Source organism: Pseudidiomarina sp. PP-1MA, from assembly GCF_041200125.1.
GTDB classification, from domain to species: Bacteria; Pseudomonadota; Gammaproteobacteria; order Enterobacterales; family Alteromonadaceae; genus Pseudidiomarina; species Pseudidiomarina fusca.
The window spans coordinates 264,402-283,451 of record NZ_CP165718.1; the positions used below are offsets into that span (position 1 = coordinate 264,402).

A 19,050-nucleotide genomic window follows, 5' to 3' on the forward strand; every position below is an offset into this window, starting at 1 on the left:
TTTTTTCAACACCTGTTTTTCTAACAGTCACAGCTGGTATCTAACTCATGGGTAAAAACGTCGTAATTCTTGGTACGCAATGGGGTGATGAGGGTAAAGGTAAGATTGTCGACCTACTCACCGATAAAGCATCGTTAGTGGTTCGCTATCAAGGCGGTCACAATGCTGGTCACACCCTGGTCATTGATGGTGAAAAAACCGTCTTACACTTGATCCCATCAGGTATTTTGCGTAGCAACGTTAAATGTATTATCGGTAACGGTGTCGTACTTTCACCAGAAGCCTTGATGGAAGAGATTGCGATGTTAGAAAAGCGTGGCGTACCTGTACGCGACCGCTTACTCATCAGTGAAGCTTGCCCATTGATTTTGCCGTATCACATTGCCCTAGACCAAGCTCGTGAAAAAGCTCGTGGTAACAAAGCTATCGGTACTACCGGTCGCGGCATTGGCCCAGCCTACGAAGATAAAGTAGCGCGTCGAGGCCTGCGCGTAGGCGATTTATTTAACCCAGAGCGGTTTGAAGAGAAATTACGCGAAGTGGTCGAGTTCCATAACTTTACCTTAGTGAACTACTACAAAGTCGACGCCGTTGATGCCGACCAGGTATTAGCTTATTGCCACGAAGTTGCCAAGCAACTAAAAGACATGATCGCCGACATTCCATCGTTGTTAGATGAAACCCGTAAAGCTGGCCAGCACATCATGTTTGAGGGGGCTCAAGGCACCTTATTAGACATCGACCATGGTACATACCCATACGTGACCTCATCAAATACGACCGCTGGTGGTGTGTCGACGGGTGCCGGTTTCGGTCCGCGTTATATTGATTACGTGCTTGGTATTGTTAAAGCCTACACCACCCGGGTGGGTAGTGGTCCTTTCCCAACGGAGTTAGATTGTGCAGTTGGCGAACATTTAGGTGTTAAAGGCCATGAATTTGGTGCTACTACTGGGCGTAAACGTCGTACCGGTTGGTTTGACGCAGTAGCCGCACGTCGGGCAGTACAAATTAACTCAGTGAGCGGTTTTTGCTTAACCAAGCTCGATGTCTTAGACGGTCTAGAAGAATTGAAGATCTGTGTGGGTTATAAATTACCTAACGGCGACATCACTGAATATCCGCCGATGGCCGCGGAAGATTATGATCACGTAGAACCTATTTACGAGACCATGCCAGGTTGGCAAGATAGCACTGTTGGCATTACCGAACACAAAGATTTGCCAACGGCAGCCCTTGCATATATTAAACGTATCGAGGTTTTAACCGGTGTTCCAGTGGACATTATTTCAACGGGTCCTGACCGTGCAGAAACCATTATTTTGCGTCATCCGTTCGCTATTTAACCAAACGAACGCAGAAAAGCAAAAAAAATAGCATTTTCTATTGCATCATCAAAATCGATACAATAGAATGCGCTCCACCTAACCGGGGTGCCGGCATAGCTCAGCTGGTAGAGCAACTGACTTGTAATCAGTAGGTCGGGAGTTCGACTCTCTCTGCCGGCACCAACTCAAAATTAGGTTCGGAGGGGTTCCCGAGCGGTCAAAGGGATCAGACTGTAAATCTGACGGCTCAGCCTTCGCAGGTTCGAATCCTGCCCCCTCCACCAATTTCTGCATTAGTTGTTGAATGCGGTGAGTTCAGAGTGGTTTGAGGTGGCCCGATTCAAGGCATGCGGGTATCGTATAATGGCTATTACCTCAGCCTTCCAAGCTGATGATGTGGGTTCGATTCCCACTACCCGCTCCAAATAATCTGAAAGTGCTGATATAGCTCAGTTGGTAGAGCGCACCCTTGGTAAGGGTGAGGTCGGCGGTTCAAATCCGCCTATCAGCACCATTTTCACCGGCCAAACTCTTCCCTTATCTCATCAAATTCGGCATAATCTGCCCGGTTTTGTTTAATTTCAAAAATGTTGGTGTTTAATCCACCGTACGTTGTCCAAAAGAGGCTGTCATGGCAAAAGAAAAATTTGAACGTTCCAAACCGCACGTTAACGTAGGTACAATCGGCCACGTTGACCACGGTAAAACTACTCTGACTGCTGCAATTACCACAGTATTGGCAAAAACTTACGGTGGTTCAGCACGTGCATTCGATCAAATCGATAACGCACCGGAAGAAAAAGCGCGTGGTATCACCATCGCAACTTCACACGTAGAGTATGACACTCCATCACGTCACTATGCGCACGTAGACTGCCCAGGACACGCTGACTATGTTAAAAACATGATCACTGGTGCTGCGCAGATGGACGGCGCAATCTTGGTAGTAGCAGCGACTGATGGCCCAATGCCACAGACTCGTGAGCACATCTTGTTGTCACGTCAGGTAGGCGTACCATTCATCATCGTATTCATGAACAAATGTGACATGGTAGATGACGAAGAGTTGTTGGAATTGGTAGAGATGGAAGTACGTGAACTTCTATCTGAGTACGATTTCCCAGGTGACGACTTACCAGTAATTCAAGGTTCAGCGTTGAAAGCGTTGGAAGGCGAAGAGAAGTGGGAAGCGAAAATCATCGAATTGGCAGAAGCTTTGGATTCATACATCCCAGAGCCAGAGCGTGATATCGATAAGCCGTTCATCATGCCAATCGAAGACGTATTCTCAATCTCAGGCCGTGGTACTGTAGTAACTGGTCGTGTAGAGCGTGGAATCGTGCGTACTGGTGACGAAGTAGAAATCGTAGGTATCAAAGATACTACGAAGACAATCGTAACTGGTGTAGAGATGTTCCGTAAGTTGCTAGACGAAGGTCGTGCAGGTGAGAACATTGGTGCGTTGTTGCGTGGAACTAAGCGTGATGAGATTCAACGTGGTCAAGTATTAGCGAAGCCAGGTTCAATCAAGCCACACACTCAGTTCGAAGCAGAAGTATACGTATTGACCAAAGAAGAAGGCGGACGTCACACTCCATTCTTCAAAGGCTATCGTCCACAGTTCTACTTCCGTACAACTGACGTAACTGGTTCAGTACAGTTACCAGAAGGCGTAGAGATGGTTATGCCAGGCGACAACTTGAAGTTCGTAGTAGAGTTGATTCACCCAATCGCGATGGACGAAGGTTTACGCTTCGCAATCCGTGAAGGTGGCCGTACTGTAGGTGCAGGCGTAGTATCTAAAATCGTAGCTTAATTGATGCGGTTAAAGAAAAAGGGAGCTTCGGCTCCCTTTTTTAATTTAAAAGCGTTGTTCGTTATTCGTACGCTACGCTGTTCGTGCGCTACGCTGCTCGAACAGTGAACGAAGTGAATGGACGAATAACGAACAACGAATAACGCCCTTGTTTTACATCACTTGATCGGTATAATACAGCGTCCGTTTCTGTCACATACACAGAACCTGCAGGGGTGTAGTTCCAATTGGTAGAACAGCGGTCTCCAAAACCGACGGTTGGGGGTTCGAATCCCTCCACCCCTGCCACAAGAAAACAGCTATTAGCTATTAGATACTAGATATTAGAAGGCGATGGCCGGAGTTTATGCGTTAACTAATATTCAATATCTAATAGCTAATATCGATTTTGCTTTTTAATTACAGGATTAAATAATGAGTGCAAACACCGAAACGCAAAGCAGCTCGTTCGACGCCTTAAAATGGTTAGTCGCTATCGTTTTACTTGCTGCCGCAGTCCTTGGTAACTATTACTACACAGAACAAGTATCAGTACTTTATCGTGCGATTGCTGTTGTGCTGTTGGTTGTTATCGCAGGTGTTATTGCGGGCATGACCTCGAAAGGCCGTCGGTTTCGTGGCTTTGCTAAAGAAAGCCGCACTGAGGTTCGTCGCGTAGTTTGGCCAACGCGTCAAGAAGCTACTCAAACTACTATTATTGTTGTTGTTGCGACCGCAATTGTATCTTTAATCTTATGGGGCATGGATGCGATTTTAGTTCGTGTCGTTGGCTTCTTTACCGGATTGGAGTTTTAATCAATGGCAGAGCAAATTAAAAAACGTTGGTACGTGGTTCAAGCATTCTCTGGTTTTGAGAAGCGTGTTGCTGAGTCTCTGCGCGAGCATATCAAAATGCACGGTATGGAAGACAAATTCGGTGAAGTCTTAGTACCAACTGAAGAAGTTGTGGAAATGAAAGCGGGCAAGCGTGCGAAAAGCGAACGCAAATTCTTCCCAGGCTATGTACTAGTCGAAATGGCGATGGATGAAGCTGCTTGGCACTTGGTCAAATCTATCCCACGCGTACTAGGTTTTATTGGCGGAACGCAAGAGCGTCCGATTCCAATCACGCAAAAAGAAGCTGACACTATTCTGAATCGCCTGCAAGACTCGGTTGATAAGCCTAAGCCAAAAACCTTGTTTGAAGCGGGCGAAGTGGTACGGGTTAATGACGGTCCGTTTGCTGACTTCAATGGTACCGTAGAAAGCGTAGACTACGACAAGAGCCGCTTAACAGTATCGGTCTCTATCTTTGGTCGCGCCACGCCGGTTGAGCTTGAGTTCGGCCAGGTAGAAAAAGCGTAACAGCCGTTATTCGTGATTCGTCCGTTCACTTAGTTCACTGTTCGTCCGTGCTTCGCACTGCTCGAACCGCGAACCCCGAACAGCAAAGCGCACGAACCACGAACAGCGCAGCGTACGAACAACGAAGTGTACGAAAAACGCACTTCGTTAGTTGCAATCAGGGGCGAATAGGACTATAATTCGCCTCCTTTTTATATTGGGGAGCCGTTAGAGTAAGTCAACTCTTAGACTTACGAGGCGTTAGACCCGCAACCAAGAGGCTAAAACATGGCTAAGAAGTTAAAAGCTATCATCAAGTTGCAAGTAGCAGCTGGTGCAGCTAACCCATCACCACCGGTAGGTCCAGCATTGGGTCAACACGGTGTGAACATCATGGAATTCTGTAAAGCGTTTAACGCAGCAACTGGCGAACTTGAAAAAGGCGCTCCGGTTCCTGTTGAAATCAGCGTTTTTGAAGACCGTTCTTTCACCTTTATCACTAAAACTCCTCCGGCAGCCTTCTTGTTGAAGAAAGCAGCAGGCATTAAGAGTGGTTCAGGCCGTCCAAACACTGATAAAGTTGGTACTGTAACTGTAGCTCAGTTAGAAGAAATTGCTAAGACCAAAGAGCCTGACTTAACAGCGGCTAGTCTTGAAGCAGCAGTACGTACTATTGCCGGCTCTGCTCGCGCAATGGGCTTGAAAGTGGAGGGTCTATAAGATGGCTAAGTTAACTAAACGCGCTCGTCTGATCCGTGAGAAAGTTGAAGCTCGTGATTATGAAATCAACGAAGCGATCAACCTGTTGAAAGAATTGGCAACTGCTAAATTCAAAGAAAGCGTTGATGTATCAGTAAATCTGGGTATCGACGCTCGTAAATCTGACCAAAACGTTCGTGGTGCTACTGTACTACCTAACGGTACTGGTCGTGACGTTCGTGTTGCAGTATTCACTAGCGGCGCTAACGTAGAAAAAGCTAAAGCAGCTGGTGCTGATTTAGTAGGTATGGAAGACTTAGCTGAGCAAATCAAGAAAGGCGAGATGAACTTTGATGTTGTTATCGCTTCTCCAGACGCTATGCGTGTGGTTGGTATGCTGGGTCAAATCTTAGGTCCACGTGGCCTGATGCCAAACCCTAAAACTGGCACCGTAACTCCTGACGTAGCTACTGCGGTACAAAACGCTAAAGCTGGTCAGATCCGTTATCGCAACGATAAAGCTGGTATCATCCATGCTACTATCGGTAAAGTTGATTTCGATAACGATAAGTTAAAAGAGAACTTAGAATCTCTATTAGCTGCTCTGAAGAAAGCTAAGCCTTCTTCAGCTAAAGGTCAATACATTAAGAAAGTTAGCTTATCAACCACTATGGGCGCTGGCGTAGCCATCGACCAAAGCACGTTAAGCTAAGATTTCAAAGGTTTATGGGTTGGAGCTAACGCTCTCATCCAAGACCGCAGGTGTATCGCGAGACCATCCTTCGGGATTTAAAGCGACACTTAATTTCCTGCGCAGATGGTGATATCCGACTCAGACTCTCTGGGTAAGAGATTCACCGTGACAACGTGGCAGAATGTGGTTTTCTGCCTATGTGTAACGATGACCCGGCGCGTTTTCGCAAAGGGTCAAAAAAAGAGGTGATACTAGTGGCACTAGGTTTAGCAGCAAAAAAGGCAATCGTTAAAGAAATTAACGAAGTTGCTTCAAACGCTCTATCCGTCGCTGTTGCTGAGTATCGTGGTATGGAAGTTGCGGACATGACCCAACTTCGTCGTCAAGCTCGTGAGCAAGGCGTGTATCTGAAAGTTATTCGGAATACATTAGCTAAGCGTGCGTTCGCTGACACGAAATTTGGTGACATGGATGCGGCACTTGTAGGTCCTTTGGTCTACGGCTTCTCTTTGGATGCGCCTGGCTCTGCTGCGCGTTTGTTCAAAGATTTCGCTAAACAGAACAAGCACCTTAAAGTAACTGCTCTATCAATCGGTAACGGTTTGATGGGTGCAGATAAGCTTGAAGCAGTTGCTTCACTTCCGACTCGCGACGAAGCATTGGCGAAATTGCTTGCAACCTTCAAAGCGCCTGTTAGTAAGTTCGTTCGTACAATTAACGAAGTACCTACTAAGTTTGTGCGTGTGTTGTCGGCAATTAAAGACGCTAAATAGAAGCGGTTTTTATAACCATTTTTTTGTAATTTATAACCCAGGAGTTTAGAGTTATGGCTCTTACTAAAGACGATATTTTGAATGCAATCGCTGAAATGCCAGTTATGGAATTGGTAGAGTTGATTGAAGCAGCTGAAGAAAAATTCGGTGTTGACGCATCTGCTGCTGTTGCAGTAGCTGCTGGCCCAGCTGTAGCTGCTGAAGCTGCAGAAGAGAAAACTGAATTTGACGTAATCTTGAAAGCTGCAGGCGCTAACAAAGTTGCTGCTATCAAAGCAGTACGTGGCGCAACCGGTCTTGGCTTGAAAGAAGCTAAAGATATGGTTGAGTCTGCACCTGTTGCTGTTAAAGAAGGCATCAGCAAAGAAGACGCAGAAGCACTTGCTAAAGAATTGACTGAAGCTGGTGCGGAAGTTGAAGTTAAGTAAGTTTAACCACTTACATAACTTGGCCTTTTAGGCCTAGGGCTGGTGGCAATATTGCTACCAGCCTTTTTGCGCTGTAAAGCATGTATCATTTTTGCCCGTTATTGGGGTGCATGCTCGCGGTGACAAAAACGGGAACGACAAGCTTTAAGTAGTTTGTTTTTAACCATCGACTCCTACTCCGGTGGTTAGGGTCATCAATCAGCTAGCTGAGGAACCCCATGGCGTACTCCTACTCTGAGAAAAAACGTATTCGTAAGGATTTTGGTAAACGGCCTCATGTACTTGAAGTGCCATACCTGCTGTCAATCCAATTAGATTCATTTAAAAAATTCATCGAGCCGGATCCAGAAGGCAATAACGGTCTGGAAGCGGCATTTCGCTCAGTATTTCCAATTACCGCCTATTCAGGTAATTCGGAATTGCAGTACGTGAGCTATCACTTAGGTGAGCCGACCTTTGACGTACAAGAATGTCAAATTCGTGGCATCACATACTCTGCTCCATTGCGGGTGAAACTGCGCTTAGTTATCTATGATAAAGAAGCTGCGGCTGGCACCGTTAAGCACATGAAAGAGCAAGAAGTTTATATGGGCGAAATCCCATTGATGACCGACAACGGTACCTTTGTTATCAATGGTACTGAACGTGTTATCGTTTCTCAGCTACACCGCTCTCCTGGCGTGTTCTATGATCACGACAAAGGGAAAACCCATTCATCGGGTAAGGTGTTGTATAACGCTCGTGTGATTCCGTATCGTGGCTCTTGGTTAGATTTTGAATTTGACCCGAAAGACAACGTATTCGTTCGTATCGATCGCCGTCGTAAATTACCGGCATCGATCATTTTGCGTGCCTTGGATTACAATACCGAAGAAATCTTAGAGATGTTCTTCGAGACTACTTATTTCCAATTCCGCAACAAAAAAGTATTCATGCAATTGGTGCCTGAGCGCCTGCGTGGAGAAACTGCCAAATTTGATATCAAGAACGATGAAGGTGATGTGATTGTTGAGAAAGGTCGTCGTATTACTGCGCGCCATATCAACCAAATCGCTAACCTGAACACCCCAGAAATGGAAGTTCCATTAGAATATCTGGTCGGTAAAGTTCTTGCTAAAGATTACAAAGAAAAAGGCACTGACACGGTTATTGCGCCGGCAAACACTGAGTTAACCCTTGAATTGTTGGCCAAACTGCGTGAAGCAGGGTTCAAGAAATTTGAAACCTTGTTTGTTAACGATCTTGATCATGGTCCATACATGAGCGAGACCTTGCGCATTGACTCTACTAATACTCGTTTAGAGGCGTTAGTAGAAATCTACCGCATGATGCGTCCGGGCGAGCCGCCCACTAAAGATGCAGCAGAAACCTTGTTTGAAAACTTGTTCTTCAGCGAAGACCGTTACGATTTATCGTCAGTCGGTCGGATGAAGTTCAACCGTCGTTTAGGTCGTGAAGACTTAACCGGTGCAGGTGTGCTTACTAAAGAAGACATTATTGATGTGATGAAAAAGCTTATCGACATCCGTAATGGCTTAGATATCGTCGATGATATCGATCACTTAGGTAACCGTCGTATTCGTTCGGTTGGCGAAATGGCCGAAAACCAATTCCGCGTGGGCTTGGTACGGGTAGAGCGTGCAGTTAAAGAACGCCTAAGCCTTGGTGATTTAGATGCCACCATGCCGCAAGATCTGATCAATGCCAAGCCAATTAGCGCGGCCGTTAAGGAGTTCTTCGGTTCAAGCCAGTTGTCACAGTTTATGGACCAAAACAACCCATTGTCAGAAGTCACGCACAAGCGTCGTATTTCTGCTTTAGGTCCAGGCGGTCTTACGCGTGAGCGCGCCGGCTTTGAGGTTCGAGACGTACACCCAACCCATTACGGTCGGGTTTGTCCAATCGAAACTCCGGAAGGTCCAAACATCGGTTTGATTAACTCGCTATCTACCTTTGCTCGTACCAACGAGTACGGTTTCTTAGAAACTCCGTACCGCCGGATTGAGAATGGTGCAGTCACCGACGAAGTAGACTATTTGTCAGCGATTGAAGAAGGCAACTTTGTTATCGCCCAGGCTAACGTTACCCTGAATGATAAAGGTGAGTTAGTTGATGACCTAGTACCTTGTCGTCACAAAAACGAATTTACTCTGATGTCAAAAGAGCAAGTTCAATATATGGACGTAGCGCCACAGCAGATCGTATCGATTGCGGCAAGCTTAATTCCATTCCTTGAGCATGACGATGCTAACCGTGCCTTGATGGGCGCGAACATGCAACGTCAAGCAGTACCAACATTACGTGCCGATAAGCCGTTAGTAGGTACCGGTATTGAACGTACCGTAGCAGTAGACTCAGGGGTGACGGTTGTAGCAAAACGTGGTGGTGTGGTTGATAAAGTCGACGCCAGCCGTATTGTTGTAAAAGTTAATGAAGAAGAGATGGTACCAGGCGAAGCCGGTATCGATATCTACAACTTGGTTAAATACACGCGTTCTAACCAGAACACCTGTATTAACCAAACCCCTACGGTTAACGTAGGCGAGCCAGTAATGCGCGGCGACGTGCTAGCTGATGGCCCGTCAACCGATATGGGTGAATTAGCACTTGGACAAAACTTGCGCGTGGCCTTCATGCCATGGAACGGTTACAACTTCGAAGACTCGATTTTGATTTCAGAACGAGTGGTACAAGAAGACCGTTTAACCACTATTCACATTCAAGAACTGAACTGTGTGGCGCGTGATACTAAGTTAGGTGCTGAAGAAATTACTGCCGATATCCCTAACGTAGGTGAATCAGCGCTGAACAAACTTGATAACTCAGGTGTTGTATTCGTTGGTGCTGAAGTATCAGGCGGTGACATTCTAGTAGGTAAAGTAACACCAAAAGGCGAAACCCAGCTGACTCCAGAAGAGAAGTTGTTGCGAGCTATTTTTGGTGAAAAAGCTTCAGACGTTAAAGATAGCTCACTGCGTGTGCCAAACGGCGTTACCGGTACTGTTATCGACGTTCAAGTATTTACCCGTGATGGGGTAGAGAAAGACAAGCGTGCTAAAGACATCGAAGAGATGCAACTGAAGCAAGTTAAGAAAGACTTAACCGACGAGTTCAAGATCCTTGAGAAAGGTATTTTTGAGCGTGCACGTAGCTTGTTGTTAGCGAACGGTTTCGATGAATCGAAGCTAGCTAGCCTTGAGCAAAGCAAATGGTTAACGCAGAACCTGAAGAGCGAAGACGCTCAGCAGCAGCTAGAACAAATTGCTCAGCAATACGAAGAAATTCGTAATGATTTTGATGCTAAGTTTGAGAACAAGCGTCGTAAGATCGAGCAAGGCGATGACTTGGCACCGGGTGTGTTGAAGATCGTTAAAGTTTACCTAGCTGTACGCCGTCGTATTCAGCCTGGTGATAAGTTAGCTGGTCGTCACGGTAACAAAGGTGTTATCTCAACTATTCAGCCAGTTGAAGATATGCCACACGATGAGCACGGTGTGCCGGTTGATATCGTGTTGAACCCGTTGGGCGTACCATCGCGGATGAACATTGGTCAGATCCTTGAAACTCACTTGGGTATGGCTGCACGCGGCATCGGTACCAAAATTGAGAACATGCTGAAACAGCACGCTAAAGTAGCCGAAATGCGTGAGTTCTTGAAGAAGGTTTATGAGTTGGGCGAAACTCGTCAAGAAGTTGATATCGATGACTTCAGCGATGACGAGGTAATGCGCTTGGCAAATAACCTGAAGAAGGGCTTACCTACTGCAACACCTGTATTCGATGGTGCTGTAGAGCGCGAAATTAAAGACTTGTTGAAGCTAGCTGATTTACCAGAATCAGGTCAGATTACTTTGTATGACGGCCGTACTGGTGAGCGTTTTGAGCGTGATGTAACCGTAGGTTACATGTACATGCTGAAATTGAACCACTTGGTTGATGACAAGATGCACGCCCGTTCTACCGGTTCGTACAGCTTGGTTACTCAGCAGCCGTTGGGTGGTAAAGCGCAATTCGGTGGTCAGCGTTTTGGTGAGATGGAAGTGTGGGCACTGGAAGCATACGGTGCTGCTTATACTCTGCAAGAGATGTTGACAGTGAAGTCGGACGACGTAAACGGTCGTACCAAGATGTACAAAAACATTGTCGACAACGATCTGCGGATGGAAGCAGGTATGCCGGAATCCTTCAATGTATTGCTGAAGGAAATCCGCTCACTTGGTATCAACATTGAGTTGGACCAAGACTGAGACACCACCGGACGCTAATTGCCAGGAGATAAATCGTGAAAGACTTATTAAAGTTTTTAAAGCCGTTAAACCAGACTGAAGAGTTCGATGCGATTCGCATCGGACTTGCTTCTCCGGACATGATCCGCAGCTGGTCTTTCGGTGAAGTGAAAAAGCCAGAAACGATCAACTATCGTACGTTCAAGCCTGAGCGTGATGGTTTGTTCTGTGCGCGCATTTTCGGCCCGGTGAAGGACTATGAGTGCTTGTGTGGAAAGTACAAGCGCTTGAAGCACCGCGGTGTGATCTGTGAGAAGTGTGGCGTTGAAGTTACCCTCACTAAAGTACGTCGTGAGCGTATGGGTCACATTGAGCTTGCTAGCCCGGTTGCGCATATCTGGTTCTTGAAATCACTGCCAAGCCGCATCGGTTTGATGCTTGATATGACTCTGCGTGATATCGAGCGCGTGCTGTATTTTGAATCTTATGTGGTTACTGAAGCAGGCATGACCTCGTTAGAGCGTGGTCAAATCCTGTCTGAAGAAGACTACTTAGACGCGCTTGAAGAGCACGGCGACGAGTTTGAAGCTAAGATGGGTGCCGAAGCGGTATTGTCGTTGTTACAACATATCGATATTGAAGGCGACATCAAGCAATTACGTGAAGAATTGCCAGAAACCAATTCTGAAACCAAGCGTAAGAAGATCAGCAAACGCCTTAAGCTTTTAGAATCATTCCATTACTCAGGCAATAAGCCAGAGTGGATGATCTTAAAAGTATTGCCTGTGTTGCCACCAGATTTACGTCCGTTGGTACCACTTGACGGTGGCCGTTTTGCGACCTCTGATTTGAACGATTTATATCGTCGTGTAATCAACCGTAACAACCGTTTGAAGCGTTTGTTAGACCTAGCTGCGCCGGACATTATTGTTCGCAACGAAAAGCGTATGCTGCAAGAAGCGGTTGATGCCTTGTTGGATAACGGTCGTCGTGGCCGTGCTATTACTGGCACCAACAAGCGTCCATTGAAATCTTTGGCTGACATGATCAAAGGTAAGCAAGGTCGTTTCCGTCAAAACTTGCTTGGTAAGCGCGTAGATTACTCAGGCCGTTCAGTAATTACTGTAGGTCCTAAGCTACGTCTGCATCAGTGTGGCTTACCGAAGAAAATGGCCCTTGAGCTATTCAAGCCGTTTATCTATGGCAAGTTAGAAGGTCGTGGCTTAGCTACTACCATCAAAGCAGCGAAGAAAATGGTTGAGCGCGAAATCCCAGAAGTGTGGGACGTGCTAGACGAAGTGATCAAAGAACATCCAGTGATGCTAAACCGTGCACCAACCTTGCACCGTTTGGGTATCCAGGCGTTCGAGCCGGTCTTGATTGAAGGTAAAGCGATTCAGTTGCACCCATTGGTGTGTGCGGCTTATAACGCGGACTTTGACGGTGACCAAATGGCGGTTCACTTACCATTAACGTTAGAAGCGCAACTTGAAGCGCGCGCGTTGATGATGTCAACCAACAACATTTTGTCACCAGCTAGTGGTGATCCTATCATCGTTCCTTCACAGGACGTTGTTTTGGGTCTTTACTACATGACGCGCGATAAAATTAACGCTCCTGGCGAAGGCATGATCTTTAAAAATGCCAAAGAGGCCGAGAAAGCGTATCGTGCCGGTGCAGCAGCACTCCACGCTCGCGTAAAAGTGCGTCTGGCCGAAGTACATATCAGTGAAGAAGGTGAGCGTACACATACCTCTACCATCTATGACACTACCGTTGGTCGTGCCATCTTGTCACTGATTCTGCCAGAAGGTATGCCGTTTGAGATGATCAACCAGGCGATGGGTAAGAAACAAATCGGTCGTTTATTGAACCGTTCTTACCGTGACCTAGGTTTGAAGCCAACGGTTATCTTTGCTGACCAAATCATGTATACCGGTTTCCACTATGCAATGATTGCTGGTGCGTCAGTTGGTATTGATGACATGGTTATTCCTGCTGCTAAGAAAGATATTATCGATGCAGCAGAAGAAGAAGTAGCTGAAATTCAAGAGCAGTTCGAGCAAGGTTTGGTAACCGCTGGTGAGAAGTACAACAAGGTTATCGATATCTGGTCTACGGCCAACGAGAAAGTGTCTAAAGCAATGATGGACAACTTATCGAAAGAAACCGTGATCAACGCTCAAGGCGAAGAAGAGCAGCAAGCGTCATTTAACTCGGTTTATATGATGGCAGACTCTGGTGCTCGGGGTAGCTCGGCACAGATTCGTCAGTTAGCTGGTATGCGTGGTTTGATGGCGAAGCCAGATGGCTCAATCATCGAGACCCCAATCACTGCTAACTTCCGTGAAGGTTTGAACGTACTTCAGTACTTCATCTCAACTCACGGTGCTCGTAAAGGTTTGGCGGATACCGCACTGAAAACAGCTAACTCGGGTTACCTAACTCGTCGTTTAGTTGACGTAGCACAAGACGTTGTTATCGTTGAAGACGATTGTGGTACCGAAGAAGGCCTCTACATCAAACCGTTGATTGAAGGTGGTGATGTTGTAGAGCCATTGCGTGAGCGCGTATTAGGTCGTGTTGTGTGTGACGACGTGCTAATGCCTGGTACCGACGACGTATTGATTCCGCGTAACACGCTGCTCGATGAGAAGATGTGTGACGTGTTAGAGCAAAACTCTGTCGACCAAGTAAAAGTACGTTCAGTTATTACCTGTGACACTGACTTTGGTGTGTGTGCTAACTGTTATGGTCGCGACCTAGCGCGCGGTCACTTGGTGAACCAAGGTGAAGCAGTAGGTGTTATCGCTGCTCAGTCAATCGGTGAGCCAGGCACTCAGTTAACCATGCGTACGTTCCACATCGGTGGTGCGGCATCACGAGACTCTGCAGCGAACAACGTGCAAGTGAAGAACAAAGGTGTGCTGAAGTTACACAACGCGAAATACGTTGAAAACTCAGACAGCCACATTGTTATCACCTCACGTTCAACCGAGCTGACCTTAATTGATGAGTTTGGCCGTGAGCGCGAGCGCTATAAACTGCCATACGGCGCGGTATTGAAGAAGAACGAAGGTGAAACGGTTGAAGCCGGCGAAATCGTGGCGAATTGGGATCCGCATACGCACCCAATCATCACTGAGGTAGCAGGTCGTCTGAAGTTTGTTGACTTGATTGATGGCGTTACCATGACCCGTCAAACCGATGATCTTACCGGTTTGTCGAGCATTGTTGTCCTAGAAGCCGGTCAGCGTACCAGCTCTGGTAAAGACATGCGGCCGATGGTGAAGTTGGTAGATGCGAAAGGTAACGACGTGAATATCGTTGGTACCGATATGCCGGCTCAGTACTTCTTGCCAGGTAATGCGATTATCAACCTTGAAGACAATGCCGAAGTGAAAGTGGGTGACACGGTTGCACGTATTCCACAAGAAGGCTCAAAAACACGCGATATTACCGGTGGTTTACCGCGCGTTGCTGACTTGTTCGAAGCACGTCGTCCGAAAGAGCCAGCAATCTTGGCAGAAATTTCAGGTACCGTTAGTTTCGGTAAAGAAACCAAAGGCAAGCGTCGTTTGATTATTACCCCAATGGAAGGTGGTGATCAGTACGAAGAGATGATTCCTAAGTACCGCCAGCTCAATATCTTTGAGGGTGAACAGGTAACTAAGGGTGAAGTTATTGCCGACGGTCCAGAAGCTCCACACGATATCTTACGTTTACGTGGCGTTAGTGCGTTAGCGAACTATATTGTGAACGAGGTTCAAGAAGTTTACCGTTTACAAGGTGTTAAGATTAACGATAAGCACATCGAAACCATCGTGCGGCAGATGTTGCGTAAAGCAATTATCCTAAGCCCAGGTGAGACCGAGTTGCTTGAAGGCGAAATGATGGAGCTGTCTGAAGTACTTGCGGCCAATGCGAAAGCAGAAGCTGAAGGTAAGATGCCAGCAACCTACGAGCGTCAGCTGTTAGGTATTACCAAAGCATCATTGTCGACTGAATCGTTTATTTCGGCAGCGTCGTTCCAAGAAACTACGCGCGTATTAACCGAAGCAGCGGTACAAGGTAAGCAAGATCCATTACGTGGCTTGAAAGAGAACGTTATTGTGGGTCGCTTAATTCCAGCTGGTACTGGTTTCGCATACCACCGTGAGCGTGCACGTAAACGTGCAGAAGCAGCGGTTGCATTCGAAGCTCCAAAAGTAACAGCGGAAGAAGCCGAGCAGCAATTAGCTGACGCCTTGAATGCCAGCATCGATAGTGATGATGCAGCTGAATAAGTGTTAGTACGCTTGGGTTACTGTTAATCAGTAGCCTCAGCACCCCAAAAGGCCAGTCTAAGTGACTGGCCTTTTTATTAAAGGCAACGACAAGAGCGATGGGCCATGTAAGAGTTCTGCTAAAACTCTTCAGGGCTGCTCTAACTTGGTGAATAGCCACCCAAAAGCCTAGCCTTGTGTCATTTAATTGACGCAAAACCTAGCTACCATGAGGCGTCGAAAGGTCATTGATCTTACGCTTTTCCTTGACAGTCCAATTATTGACCATTAAAATTCGGCCTCCCCATATTAGGGCGCTTAGCCCGTGGATCGGTTTTTATGATCTAAACTAAGTAAGCTAATCGGGGGAATTTTGGATTTTTCATTCTGTTGAGCGACATCAACACAATCAGGAGTTATGAATGGCAACAGTTAACCAGCTGGTGCGCAAAGGTCGTCAAAAGCCGGTTGTTAAAAGCAACGTTCCGGCACTTGAGGCTTGCCCACAAAAACGCGGCGTATGTACCCGTGTTTACACTACTACCCCTAAGAAGCCAAACTCAGCACTGCGTAAAGTATGCCGTGTGCGTTTGACCAACGGCTACGAAGTATCTTCGTACATTGGTGGTGAAGGTCACAACCTGCAAGAACACTCAGTCGTACTTATCCGCGGCGGTCGTGTAAAAGACTTGCCAGGTGTTCGTTATCACACAGTTCGTGGTGCATTAGACTGCGCTGGCGTAAATGATCGTCGCCAAGCTCGTTCTAAGTACGGCGCGAAACGGCCTAAGTCTTAACGGTTCTCCGTTAGTAAGGCCAAACTGTTAATTAAAGTTTTGGGTTAAACCCTGAATTAATCGGAGAATATTGAGATGCCAAGAAGACGCGTCATTGGTCAACGTAAAATCCTTCCGGACCCTAAGTTCGGATCAGAGTTGTTGGCTAAATTTATCAATGTCGTCATGGTTGACGGCAAAAAATCTGTCGCTGAAAAGATTATTTACGGTGCGTTAGACATCCTGGCTACTAAGTCAGGTAAAGACCACTTAGAAATTTTTGAAACTGCGCTGGACAACGTACGTCCTACGGTAGAGGTTAAATCTCGCCGTGTAGGTGGTTCTACCTATCAGGTACCAATCGAAGTACGTCCTGTTCGCCGCAATGCACTGGCTATGCGTTGGTTAGTTGATGCTGCGCGTACTCGGGGTGAAAAATCCATGGCTCAGCGTCTAGCAGGTGAAATGTTAGATGCATCAGAAAACAAAGGCTCTGCAGTGAAGAAACGTGAAGACGTTCACCGCATGGCCGAAGCGAACAAAGCGTTTGCTCATTACCGCTGGTAATAACACAAGCAACCCAAAGAGGAATTTATGGCTCGACAAACATCGATTGAGCGGTACCGTAACATCGGTATCTGTGCTCACGTAGACGCTGGTAAAACAACCACCACTGAGCGGGTGTTGTTCTACACTGGTCTGTCTCACAAATTAGGTGAGGTTCATGACGGTGCCGCGACTACCGACTGGATGGAGCAAGAGCAAGAGCGTGGTATTACTATCACCTCAGCTGCTGTTACTGCATTCTGGAAAGGTATGGACCAGCAGTTCCCTGAACACCGTATCAACGTTATCGATACTCCAGGACACGTAGACTTCACTATCGAAGTAGAACGTTCACTGCGTGTACTTGACGGTGCTGTGGTTGTTTTGTGTGGATCATCAGGCGTACAGCCGCAAACTGAAACAGTATGGCGTCAAGCGAACAAATACGAAGTACCTCGTATGGTGTTCGTGAACAAGATGGACCGTACTGGTGCAGATTTCTTGCGTGTTGTTGGTCAAATCAAAACTCGCTTGGCAGCTACTCCGGTGCCAATTCACTTAAACATCGGCACTGAAGAAAACTTCAAAGGTGTTGTTGACTTAGTGAAAATGAAAGCGATCAACTGGAATGAAGCCGATCAAGGCATGACCTTCACTTATGAAGAGATTCCAGCTGAGTTGCGTGAGCAAGCTGAAGAAATGCACAACGAGTTGATTGAAGCTGCTGCTGAAGCCAACGAAGAGTTGATGAATAAGTATCTTGAAGGCGGTGAGTTGACTGAAGCTGAAATCAAAGCTGGTTTACGTCAACGTACCCTGAACAACGAAATTATTCTTTGCTTGTGTGGTTCTGCGTTCAAAAACAAAGGTGTTCAAGCGATGCTTGACGCTGTTATTGAATACTTACCTTCACCAACTGAAGTTAAAGCAATTCGCGGTATCTTAGACGACGAATCTGAAGGCGTGCGTAAGTCATCTGACGACGAGCCGTTCTCAGCATTGGCGTTTAAAATCGCGACTGACCCATTCGTGGGTACTTTGACCTTCTTGCGCGTTTACTCGGGTGTTCTAGCTCAGGGCGATACCGTGTACAACCCTGTGAAGAGCAAGCGTGAGCGTATCGGCCGTATGGTACAGATGCACGCAAACGACCGTAAAGAGATCAAAGAGATCTTGGCGGGCGACATTGCTGCAGCTATCGGTTTGAAAGATGTGACTACTGGTGACACCTTGTGTGATCCTAACCACATCATTACGCTTGAGCGTATGGAATTCCCAGAGCCAGTAATCTCTGTTGCAGTAGAGCCAAAAACCAAAGCTGACCAAGAAAAAATGGGTATTGCTTTAGGTAAATTGGCTGCTGAAGATCCATCGTTCCGCGTGAAAACTGATGAAGAGACGGGTCAAACCATCATCTCTGGTATGGGTGAGCTTCACCTAGACATCATCGTTGACCGTATGAAGCGTGAGTTCAAAGTTGAATGTAACGTAGGTAAACCTCAGGTTGCTTACCGTGAAACTATCCGTCAGAAAGTGGAAGTTGAAGGTAAGTTCGTACGTCAATCAGGTGGTCGCGGTCAGTTCGGTCACGTTTGGTTACGTATCGAGCCAATGGAGTTTGACGCAAACGATGATGACGCTCCGAACTATCAGTTCGTGAACGAAGTTGTTGGTGGTGTGGTTCCTAAAGAATACATCCCTGCGGTAGATAAAGGTATCCAAGAGCAGATGCAAAATGGTGTACTTGCTGGCTACCCAGTTCTAGGCGTTAAAGCAACTCTGTATGATGGTTCATACCACGACGTTGACTCATCAGAAATGGCATTTAAAATTGCTGGTAGCATGGCCTTCAAAAAAGGTGCATTACAAGCGCGTCCAGCTTTGTTAGAGCCAATGATGAAAGTTGAAGTTGTTACCCCTGAAGACTTCATGGGTGACGTAGTAGGTGACTTGAACCGTCGTCGCGGCATCATCGAAGGTATGGAAGATGGCCCTGGTGGTTTGAAAGAAGTTCGTGCTCAAGTTCCGTTATCAGAAATGTTCGGTTACGCTACTGACCTGCGCTCGCAGACTCAGGGCCGTGCATCTTATGCAATGGAATTCTTGAAGTACGCTGAAGCACCAAACAACATTGCTGAGCAGGTTATTGCTGCTCGTCAAACTAAAGATTAAGTAG

Annotated in this window: 13 protein-coding genes and 5 tRNA genes; all 18 read left to right on the forward strand. The window is 46.7% G+C overall.

What is annotated here, in order from left to right:
• Positions 1-47: 47 nt before the first annotated feature.
• The 18 genes from AB8S08_RS01255 to fusA all read left to right on the forward strand — a co-directional run bounded on the left by AB8S08_RS01255 (position 48) and on the right by fusA (position 19,046).
• Positions 48-1,346 (forward strand): adenylosuccinate synthase, encoded by a 1,299-nt coding sequence (locus AB8S08_RS01255; RefSeq protein ID WP_110076611.1) that lies wholly within the window; start codon positions 48-50, stop codon positions 1,344-1,346.
• An 89-nt stretch (positions 1,347-1,435) separates the two neighbouring features.
• A tRNA-Thr gene (locus tag AB8S08_RS01260) sits at positions 1,436-1,511 on the forward strand.
• Between the two features lie 16 nt (positions 1,512-1,527).
• A tRNA-Tyr gene (locus AB8S08_RS01265) sits at positions 1,528-1,612 on the forward strand.
• Between the two features lie 65 nt (positions 1,613-1,677).
• Positions 1,678-1,752: transfer RNA gene (locus AB8S08_RS01270), tRNA-Gly, on the forward strand.
• A 14-nt stretch (positions 1,753-1,766) separates the two neighbouring features.
• Positions 1,767-1,842: transfer RNA gene (locus tag AB8S08_RS01275), tRNA-Thr, on the forward strand.
• A 117-nt stretch (positions 1,843-1,959) separates the two neighbouring features.
• Positions 1,960-3,144, forward strand: coding sequence for an elongation factor Tu (tuf, locus tag AB8S08_RS01280; protein WP_110077115.1), 1,185 nt, complete (start codon positions 1,960-1,962; stop codon positions 3,142-3,144).
• A 211-nt stretch (positions 3,145-3,355) separates the two neighbouring features.
• Positions 3,356-3,432 (forward strand) — tRNA-Trp (locus AB8S08_RS01285).
• Between the two features lie 126 nt (positions 3,433-3,558).
• Positions 3,559-3,939, forward strand: coding sequence for a preprotein translocase subunit SecE (gene secE / locus AB8S08_RS01290; RefSeq protein WP_110077038.1), 381 nt, complete (start codon positions 3,559-3,561; stop codon positions 3,937-3,939).
• 3 nt (positions 3,940-3,942) lie between these two features.
• Positions 3,943-4,488: a transcription termination/antitermination protein NusG gene (gene nusG, locus AB8S08_RS01295; protein ID WP_110077037.1), complete on the forward strand. Its 546-nt coding sequence runs from the start codon at positions 3,943-3,945 to the stop codon at positions 4,486-4,488.
• 267 nt (positions 4,489-4,755) lie between these two features.
• Positions 4,756-5,187 (forward strand): 50S ribosomal protein L11, encoded by a 432-nt coding sequence (gene rplK / locus AB8S08_RS01300; RefSeq protein WP_110077036.1) that lies wholly within the window; start codon positions 4,756-4,758, stop codon positions 5,185-5,187.
• Position 5,188: 1 nt separating this feature from the next.
• On the forward strand, positions 5,189-5,878 hold the full coding sequence (gene rplA, locus AB8S08_RS01305; RefSeq protein ID WP_313933389.1) for a 50S ribosomal protein L1: 690 nt from the start codon (positions 5,189-5,191) through the stop codon (positions 5,876-5,878).
• A gap of 236 nt (positions 5,879-6,114) precedes the next feature.
• The gene (gene rplJ / locus AB8S08_RS01310; protein ID WP_110077039.1) at positions 6,115-6,633 is read left to right on the forward strand and encodes a 50S ribosomal protein L10; all 519 of its coding nucleotides are present in this window, start codon (positions 6,115-6,117) and stop codon (positions 6,631-6,633) included.
• 53 nt (positions 6,634-6,686) lie between these two features.
• Positions 6,687-7,061 carry a 50S ribosomal protein L7/L12 gene (gene rplL, locus AB8S08_RS01315; RefSeq protein WP_110077034.1) on the forward strand — a complete coding sequence of 125 codons (375 nt, stop codon included), beginning with the start codon at positions 6,687-6,689 and terminating at the stop codon, positions 7,059-7,061.
• 218 nt (positions 7,062-7,279) lie between these two features.
• Positions 7,280-11,308 (forward strand): DNA-directed RNA polymerase subunit beta, encoded by a 4,029-nt coding sequence (gene rpoB / locus AB8S08_RS01320; RefSeq protein ID WP_313933390.1) that lies wholly within the window; start codon positions 7,280-7,282, stop codon positions 11,306-11,308.
• 35 nt (positions 11,309-11,343) lie between these two features.
• The gene (gene rpoC, locus AB8S08_RS01325) at positions 11,344-15,573 is read left to right on the forward strand and encodes a DNA-directed RNA polymerase subunit beta' (RefSeq protein WP_110077032.1); all 4,230 of its coding nucleotides are present in this window, start codon (positions 11,344-11,346) and stop codon (positions 15,571-15,573) included.
• Positions 15,574-15,974: 401 nt separating this feature from the next.
• Positions 15,975-16,349 (forward strand): 30S ribosomal protein S12, encoded by a 375-nt coding sequence (gene rpsL / locus AB8S08_RS01330; RefSeq protein ID WP_034777283.1) that lies wholly within the window; start codon positions 15,975-15,977, stop codon positions 16,347-16,349.
• A gap of 75 nt (positions 16,350-16,424) precedes the next feature.
• Positions 16,425-16,895: a 30S ribosomal protein S7 gene (gene rpsG, locus AB8S08_RS01335; RefSeq protein WP_110077031.1), complete on the forward strand. Its 471-nt coding sequence runs from the start codon at positions 16,425-16,427 to the stop codon at positions 16,893-16,895.
• A 27-nt stretch (positions 16,896-16,922) separates the two neighbouring features.
• The gene (gene fusA, locus AB8S08_RS01340; RefSeq protein ID WP_110077030.1) at positions 16,923-19,046 is read left to right on the forward strand and encodes an elongation factor G; all 2,124 of its coding nucleotides are present in this window, start codon (positions 16,923-16,925) and stop codon (positions 19,044-19,046) included.
• Positions 19,047-19,050 lie beyond the last annotated feature (4 nt).